We start from the raw sequence: 6,946 nt of genomic DNA on the forward strand, positions 1-6,946 counted from the left end.
GACGCCCACCCAGACGCGACAACCAGCCGCATCCCCAAACCATTCGTGTGACGATGCATTCCTCTCTTTCCGGTTCCCTTACCTGCTGGGTCGTGTCGGACGGCAAGCCCGGCATGGAAAACCAGTGCATCGGCCTTGCCGAGGCGCTGGGCCTCACTCCCGTCGTGAAGCGCGTGCGGCTGCGCAGCCCGTGGCGTCAGCTCAGCCCCTTCCTGCGGCTGGGCAACCGCTTTGCCGCCGGGCCGGAGGGCGATCCCATCCGCGCGCCCTGGCCCGACCTGATGATCGGCTCGGGTCGCCAGGCCATCGCGCCGCTGCTGGCCGCCAGCAAGCAGTCGCGCGGGCGGACCTTCACCGTCTACATCCAGGACCCGCAGATCAATCCACGCCATTTCGGCCTCGTCGTGGTGCCCCGACACGACCGGCTGCGCGGCCCCAACGTGATGGCCACCCGCGGCGCCCTGCACCGGGTGACGCCCAAGCTGCTGACCGAGGCCGCGCAGCGCCACGCCCCCCGGCTCGCCGACCTGCCGCACCCGCGCGTCGCCGTGCTGATCGGCGGCACCAACGGCGTCTACGCCCTGACCCCGACCATCATGGGCGACGTCGCGGAGAAGCTGTCGGAGTTGGCCCGCAGCAAGGGAGCCGGGCTGATGGTCACCCCGTCGCGCCGCACCGGCGCCGACAACGAGGCGATCCTGCGCGCGCGCCTGAACGGCCTGCCGGCGGAGGTGTGGAACGGCACGGGGGAGAATCCCTATTTCGCCTATCTCGGCCTGGCCGACGCGGTGGTGGTGACCTGCGACAGCGTGTCCATGACCTCGGAAGCCTGCTCCACCGGAAAGCCGGTCTATGTGATCGAGCTGGAGGGCGGCTCGCCCAAGTTCCGCAGTTTCCACGAAGAACTCTACAAGGAAGGCATCACCCGTCCCTTCACCGGGGCCTTGGAACACTGGACCCACCCAACGTTGGACGACACCCGGCAAGTCGCCGAGGAGTTGCGCCATCGCCTTCTGGCCCACCGTGCCAAGCACGGCGCCTGAAATCCGGCGCGCACCACGCTTCGCGATGCCGCGGCGTGTTGTTGTTTGCTTGCGCTGTTCAGGAAGGAATCCTGTCAAACGGTTCATGAACGCTAATTCATTTAGCGCGTGTGCCGCCCTATGGTAACTCGCCTTTACCGCTGGGACGCATTGGATCTTTTCGCATGGTTTCGCCTGACGCGGTCCAGGATGCCTTCATCCGCTCCCTGGACGATGCCCCGACCAAGGATGACCCCTACCGCCACTGGCTGCTGTCGCGCGCGCTCACCGACGAGGCCGCGGACGGCATCGCCGCCTTGCCCTGGGCGCCGCCGCCGATTGGCGACACCATGGGCAAGCGGGACACCAACAACGCCACCCGCAGCTATTTCTGCGCCCGCAGCCGGGCCGAGCATCCCGTCTGCGACGCGGTCGCAACGGCCTTCCAGCGCCGGGCGGTGACGGAGGCGATCGAGCGGACCTGCGGCGTCGATCTGGCCGGCACCTCGCTGCGCATCGAATACTGCCAGGACACCGACGGCTTCTGGCTGGAGCCGCACACCGACATCGGCGTCAAGAAGTTCACGATGCTGATCTACCTCTCCAAGGGGCCGGACTGCGCCAACTGGGGCACCGACGTGCTGAACGCCACCCGCACCGTCGTCACCCGCGCGCCCTACGCCTTCAATGGGGGATTGGTCTTCGTTCCCGCGACGGACACGTGGCATGGCTTCGCCCCGCGCCCGATCCGCGGCGTCCGCAAGTCGATCATCGTGAACTATGTCGGCCCGGAATGGCGCGCGCGCCACGAGCTGGCCTTCCCCGACACGCCTGTCGCCTGAATTGCCGTGGCCTGAATTGCTGCCGTCTGGAGACCGCCCCATGTCCATGCCCACCTCCCTGCTGGATCTGGACCGCTTCCGCGCCACCCCGCTGCAGCACGAGCCGTTCGACTTCCTCTGCGTCCCCGGCTTCGTGAAGCGGGAGCATCTGGAGACGCTGCACCGCGACTACCCCAAGGTGGACAAGCCCGGCTCCATCCCCCTGGGCGTCTTCCCGCAGGGGCCGGCCTTTGACGCCCTGATCGAGGAGTTGCGCGGCGAGGCGGTCTGCCAAGCCTTTTCGGAGAAGTTCGGGCTTGACCTGTCGCGCTACCCGACCATGTTCACCGCCCGCGGCATGTGCCGAGCGACCGACGGCAAGATCCACCCCGATTCGGCCAGCAAGATCGTCACCGTCCTGATCTACATGAACCCTCCCTGGGAGGCGTCGGGCGGGCGCCTGCGCGTGCTGCGCAGCCCGAACCTGGAGGATTACGCCGCCGAGGTGCCGCCGGACGAGGGCACGCTGCTGTGCTTCCGCCGCTCCGACACCTCCTGGCACGGGCACCATTCCTTCGAGGGCCGGCGCCGCGCCGTGCAGATGAACTGGGTCCGCAACAGCGTCTACATCTGGCACGAGCAGTGGCGCCACCGCGTCGGCGCCTGGCTGAAGAACCGCAAGGGCGCCGCGCCGGCCCACTATTGAGGGGCATTCCCCGGGCGGTCGGGGTGAAACATCGTCCCCATGATGGGCCGGCATGGCAGGCTTTCCGATGACAGCGCGCCGGATCTGGACCATATGTTCGGCGCGGCCCTATGGTCCGCACCAGACCAGATCGTGACGGACAGAGCGATGCCCAGCACCCACCACACCAAGGTTCTCATCATCGGCGCCGGTCCTGCCGGCTACACCGCGGCCATCTACGCGGCGCGCGCCAACCTGCAGCCGCTGATGGTGCAGGGCATGCAGCCGGGCGGCCAGCTCATGATCACCACCGACGTCGAGAATTATCCCGGCTTCGCCGACCCCATCCAGGGGCCGTGGCTGATGGAGCAGATGCAGAAGCAGGCCGAGCATGTCGGGACCAAGATGGTCTTCGACCTGATCACCGACGTCGACTTCAGCCAGCGCCCCTTCGTCTGCAAGGGCGACTCGGGCGACACCTACACCGCCGACAGCGTCATCATCGCGACCGGCGCGCAGGCGCGCTGGCTGGGCATCTCCAGCGAGGAGATCTACCGCGGCTTCGGCGTGTCGGCCTGCGCCACCTGCGACGGCTTCTTCTTCCGCGGCAAGGAGATCGCAGTGATCGGCGGCGGCAACTCCGCGGTGGAGGAGGCTCTGTACCTCACCAACCACGCCTCCAAGGTGACGGTCATCCACCGCCGCGACAGCTTCCGCGCCGAGCGGATCATGCAGGACCGGTTGTTCCGCAACCCCAAGATCGAGGTGGTCTGGGACAGCGTCGTCGAGGAGATCGTCGGCGAGGGCGACGGCTCGCTGGGCAACCCGCGCGGCGTCACCGGCGTGCGCGTGAAGAACGTGAAGTCGGGCGAGGAGCGGGTGATCCCGGTGGCCGGCGTCTTCGTCGCCATCGGCCATGTCCCGGCCACCGCCGTCTTCCAGGGCAAGGTGGAGACCGACTCCGAAGGCTACATCGTCACCGCCCCCGACTCGACGGCCACCAACGTGCCGGGCGTCTTCGCCGCGGGCGACGTGAAGGACAAGATCTACCGGCAGGCCGTCACCGCCGCCGGGATGGGCTGCATGGCCGCCCTGGAGGCCGAGCGCTGGCTGGCCCACCACGAGGGCGAGCCGAGCCCGGCGGGCAACTGGTAAACTGTTGGCGGGGGCCGGGCGACCGGTCCCCTCTTACCGCCCCGGTTGGTCAGCGCCGGTTCATCATCCCATCGACGCTGAACCGCCCGGCCCCGGAGGCGATCAGCGCGAGGAAGCCGCCGATGATGGCGAGGTTCTTCATGAACTGGATGCGCTGCATCCCCTGGGCCTCCGGCGGGTAGGTCCAGTAGCGGTGAGCGATCAGCGTCGCCATGATGGTGAAGAGGACCAACGCCGCGGCGGCCAGCCGCGTCCAGGCTCCCAGCACCACGGCCAGCCCGCCGAAGCACTCCACCGCACCGCCCAGCGCGGCCAGCAGCATCGGCATCGGCAGCCCCTGCCCGCCCAGACTTTCAGCGAAGCCGCCGAGATTCATCAGCTTGCCGAAGCCACTTTCCACGAAAATCGCTCCGATCAGCAGCCTTGCGGCCAGCAGCAGCGCGTCCTGCGCGCCCGTCGCCGCCCGGTCCGCTCCCCGCGTCCGGTCGAAATTGTAGGAGGCCATGGCGCCCTCTCCCGCGTCCATCGGACATCCCAGGAGAACGCGCAGCCCCACCCTGTTGTTTCGTCCCCTGTTCTTTTGTCCGGCCCCAAAAGGACGGGGCGCCGCCCCGAAGGACGGCGCCCCATCGAATCGCGGGCCGCCGGGCGGTGCCGACTACTCCAGCATGGAGCGCAGCATCCAGGCGGTCTTCTCGTGGATCTGCAGGCGCTGGGTCAGCAGGTCGGCGGTCGGCTGGTCGTTGGCCTCCTCGGCGGTCGGGAAGACCTTCCGGGCGGTGCGGGCGACGGCCTCATGCCCCTCGACGAGCTGGCGCAGCATCTCCTGGGCGTTCGGAACGCCCTGCTCCTCCTTGATCGAGGCGAGCTTGGTGAACTGCGAGAAGCTGCCCGGCGCCGGATAGCCGAGGGCGCGGATGCGCTCCGCCACCTCGTCCAGGGCAGTCCACAGCTCCGTGTACTGGGTCATGAACATGGTGTGGAGCGTGTTGAACATCGGCCCCGTGACGTTCCAGTGGAAGGAATGCGTCTTCAGGTACAGGGCGAAGGTGTCGGCAAGCACGTTGTTCAGGCCTTCGGCAATGGCCTTGCGGTCGGCTTCCGCGATCCCGATGTCGATCTGCATGGTTTCTCAATCCTCCGAGGGGTTGTCTTCCATTCTTGGCTGCAATCGAGGCTACGCCCCGCTGCGCCCCGGGTAAAGATCCTACTTTAGAAACTTTCTAAAAAGCAGCCCTGCGCAACCCGCATGCCCCGGCATGCCGTGAAGGCCTCCCCGACAAGCTTGGGCGCGCCCGGTGCGGGTCAAGATGTGCGCCGCAACCGCATCCGTATCAAGCATCGGGATCGGGCATCGGGATCGGGCATCGGTATCGAGCGGCCCGAACGCGCGGCCCCACGGCGTCAATGGTACAGCCCGACATAGGCGACCAGATCCTGGCCCGGCACCCGCTTCACGAAGGTGGTTTTCGGCTCGATCCGGTCGCTGGCCGGGTTCAGCCAGCGGTACTCCACCCAGCCCTCGCCCGAGTCCCGCGCCACCGACAGGATGTCACGGACGATGTCGCGCCCATCGGGGTCCTTCACGTTGATCACGCTGACCCCGACCCCGGCGGGCCGCGGCGGATAGACCTTCCACACCCCGGCGAAGTCGATGACCGTGACGTAGAGCGCCCCGTGCTTGAACTCCCCGTCGCGGTTGAACGCCGCCGCCGCCGCCTCCAGCCCCTGGGCGGCGATCAGCTCCGCCGCCTTCAGCGCGACGGCGCGGACCTGCTCCCGCTCCGGATCGCCGGGCTGCGCGTGCACACCCGCGGGGTGGAGCGCTACGATCAGAAGGGCGGTCAGCAAGCCCCATAGGACGCGGAGCGGCGGCACTCGGACGAAGGCGCTCATGGCAAATCCCCCGGACCGGCCAATGCGGGAACGTCATGCGGAAAAGGGCGCCGATCGGTTCGCCCACTGTCGAAAGAAAGTCGGCCTCCGGCAATCCGCAATCCTGCGGCCTATTGCCGCAAAGTTCCGCGCGGGCCACACTGTCCCCAGCGTCCGGCACCAAAGGCCCGCCCGGCCTCCGCCGATCGATCGGCTCCATCCAACGGTGCGCGCCGGCCCGGACCGCATTTGGGAGGAGCAACGCATGCGCATCGCAATCATGGGGGCGGGCGCGGTCGGCGGCTATTTCGGCGCACGCCTCGCGGCGACCCACGGAGCCGAGGTGCATTTCATCGCCCGCGGCCGGCATCTGGAAGCCATCCGCCGCGACGGTCTGCGCATCGAGAGCGAGGCCGCACCCCTGCATCTGACCGACGTCCGCGCGACCGACGACCCGGCGGAGGTCGGGCCGGTCGACCTCGTGCTGTTTGCCGTCAAGCTGTGGGACACCGACCGCGCCGCGGAGGCCTGCCGCCCCCTGGTGAAGCCGGGCACCGTGGTCGTCACCGTGCAGAACGGCGTCACCGGGATGGACACGCTGTGCCAGATCCTGGGGCGGGAGCATGTGGCGGGCGGTGTCGCCCACATCGGCGCCACCATCGCCGCCCCCGGCGTGATCCGCCACACCGGGACGCTGGCCCGCCTGACCTACGGGGAGCTGGATGGGCGCCCCTCCCCCCGGCTGACCGCTTTCCACGCGCTGGCTGAGGCGGCCGGGTTCGAGGCGGTGCTGTCCGCGGCGATCCTGCGCGCGCAGTGGGAGAAGTTCGCCTTCCTGGCACCCTTCAGCGGGGTCACCGCCCTGACCCGCCAGCCCGCCGGGGTGATCCGCCGCGTTCCGGAAAGCCGCGCCCTGTTTCTGGACGCGGTGGCGGAGGTCGCCCGGCTGGCCCGCGCCCGCGACATCGATCTGGGCACCGGAATCGTCGCCCGCGTCGAGGCTCTGCTCGACGGCGTGCCGCCCGCCATGACCTCGTCCATGCTGAACGACCTGACGCGGGGCGGGCGGCTGGAACTGCCCTGGCTGTCCGGGGCGGTGGTGCAGCTGGGGTCGGAGCTGGGGGTGCCAACGCCCGTCCACCGGGTGGTCGCGGCGGCCCTGGCGCCCTACGCCGACGGACCGCCCTAAGGAATGACACCCCAGCGGGGGCGGCGTGACGTCATGCCGCCCCTTTTTTCCATCGACAGGTCCCCCGCCACGGGTGGACCATAACCTTGAAAAGGCACTGTTTTTAAAGCACCGGACCAGTCCGGCACCCTGTCAGGGCCCTGTCTCTTATACACATCTGACGCTGCCGACGATTATACGCGAGTGTAGATCTCGGTGG

General features: G+C 68.6%; 8 protein-coding genes. 5 read left to right on the forward strand and 3 right to left on the reverse strand.

The window, feature by feature from the left end:
* The first annotated feature begins 113 nt into the window (after positions 1 to 113).
* The 4 genes from Q4I23_RS12565 (at position 114) to trxB (ending at position 3,683) form a co-directional block, all read left to right on the forward strand.
* Positions 114 to 1,043, forward strand: coding sequence for a mitochondrial fission ELM1 family protein (locus Q4I23_RS12565; protein ID WP_498526448.1), 930 nt, complete (start codon positions 114 to 116; stop codon positions 1,041 to 1,043).
* A gap of 164 nt (positions 1,044 to 1,207) precedes the next feature.
* Positions 1,208 to 1,864 carry a 2OG-Fe(II) oxygenase gene (locus Q4I23_RS12570; RefSeq protein ID WP_454019190.1) on the forward strand — a complete coding sequence of 219 codons (657 nt, stop codon included), beginning with the start codon at positions 1,208 to 1,210 and terminating at the stop codon, positions 1,862 to 1,864.
* 40 nt (positions 1,865 to 1,904) lie between these two features.
* Positions 1,905 to 2,549, forward strand: coding sequence for a 2OG-Fe(II) oxygenase (locus tag Q4I23_RS12575; RefSeq protein ID WP_454019189.1), 645 nt, complete (start codon positions 1,905 to 1,907; stop codon positions 2,547 to 2,549).
* 147 nt (positions 2,550 to 2,696) lie between these two features.
* On the forward strand, positions 2,697 to 3,683 hold the full coding sequence (trxB, locus tag Q4I23_RS12580; protein ID WP_035675595.1) for a thioredoxin-disulfide reductase: 987 nt from the start codon (positions 2,697 to 2,699) through the stop codon (positions 3,681 to 3,683).
* 49 nt (positions 3,684 to 3,732) lie between these two features.
* On the opposite strand, the gene Q4I23_RS12585 is transcribed toward trxB, so the two are convergent.
* The 3 genes from Q4I23_RS12585 to Q4I23_RS12595 all read right to left on the reverse strand — a co-directional run bounded on the left by Q4I23_RS12585 (position 3,733) and on the right by Q4I23_RS12595 (position 5,579).
* On the reverse strand, positions 3,733 to 4,188 hold the full coding sequence (locus Q4I23_RS12585; protein ID WP_454019188.1) for a DoxX family protein: 456 nt from the start codon (positions 4,186 to 4,188) through the stop codon (positions 3,733 to 3,735).
* A 153-nt stretch (positions 4,189 to 4,341) separates the two neighbouring features.
* Positions 4,342 to 4,809 carry a Dps family protein gene (locus tag Q4I23_RS12590; RefSeq protein WP_035675596.1) on the reverse strand — a complete coding sequence of 156 codons (468 nt, stop codon included), beginning with the start codon at positions 4,807 to 4,809 and terminating at the stop codon, positions 4,342 to 4,344.
* Between the two features lie 278 nt (positions 4,810 to 5,087).
* Positions 5,088 to 5,579 (reverse strand): cache domain-containing protein, encoded by a 492-nt coding sequence (locus Q4I23_RS12595; RefSeq protein WP_454019187.1) that lies wholly within the window; start codon positions 5,577 to 5,579, stop codon positions 5,088 to 5,090.
* Between the two features lie 244 nt (positions 5,580 to 5,823).
* On the opposite strand from Q4I23_RS12595, the gene Q4I23_RS12600 reads away from it, so the two are divergent.
* Positions 5,824 to 6,747 carry a ketopantoate reductase family protein gene (locus Q4I23_RS12600; protein WP_014241373.1) on the forward strand — a complete coding sequence of 308 codons (924 nt, stop codon included), beginning with the start codon at positions 5,824 to 5,826 and terminating at the stop codon, positions 6,745 to 6,747.
* The last annotated feature ends 199 nt before the right edge of the window (positions 6,748 to 6,946 follow it).

Source organism: Azospirillum sp. UFLA03-27 (assembly GCF_059803775.1).

What these genes read in the sequence shown, in the direction of transcription:
- Q4I23_RS12590 (WP_035675596.1), bottom strand. Translation starts at nt 4,809, where the DNA reads ATGCAGATCGACATCGGGATCGCGGAAGCCGACCGCAAGGCCATTGCC.
- Q4I23_RS12600 (WP_014241373.1), top strand. Translation starts at nt 5,824, where the DNA reads ATGCGCATCGCAATCATGGGGGCGGGCGCGGTCGGCGGCTATTTCGGC.
- Q4I23_RS12575 (WP_454019189.1), top strand. Translation starts at nt 1,905, where the DNA reads ATGTCCATGCCCACCTCCCTGCTGGATCTGGACCGCTTCCGCGCCACC.
- trxB (WP_035675595.1), top strand. Translation starts at nt 2,697, where the DNA reads ATGCCCAGCACCCACCACACCAAGGTTCTCATCATCGGCGCCGGTCCT.
- Q4I23_RS12595 (WP_454019187.1), bottom strand. Translation starts at nt 5,579, where the DNA reads ATGAGCGCCTTCGTCCGAGTGCCGCCGCTCCGCGTCCTATGGGGCTTG.
- Q4I23_RS12565 (WP_498526448.1), top strand. Translation starts at nt 114, where the DNA reads ATGGAAAACCAGTGCATCGGCCTTGCCGAGGCGCTGGGCCTCACTCCC.
- Q4I23_RS12570 (WP_454019190.1), top strand. Translation starts at nt 1,208, where the DNA reads ATGGTTTCGCCTGACGCGGTCCAGGATGCCTTCATCCGCTCCCTGGAC.
- Q4I23_RS12585 (WP_454019188.1), bottom strand. Translation starts at nt 4,188, where the DNA reads ATGGCCTCCTACAATTTCGACCGGACGCGGGGAGCGGACCGGGCGGCG.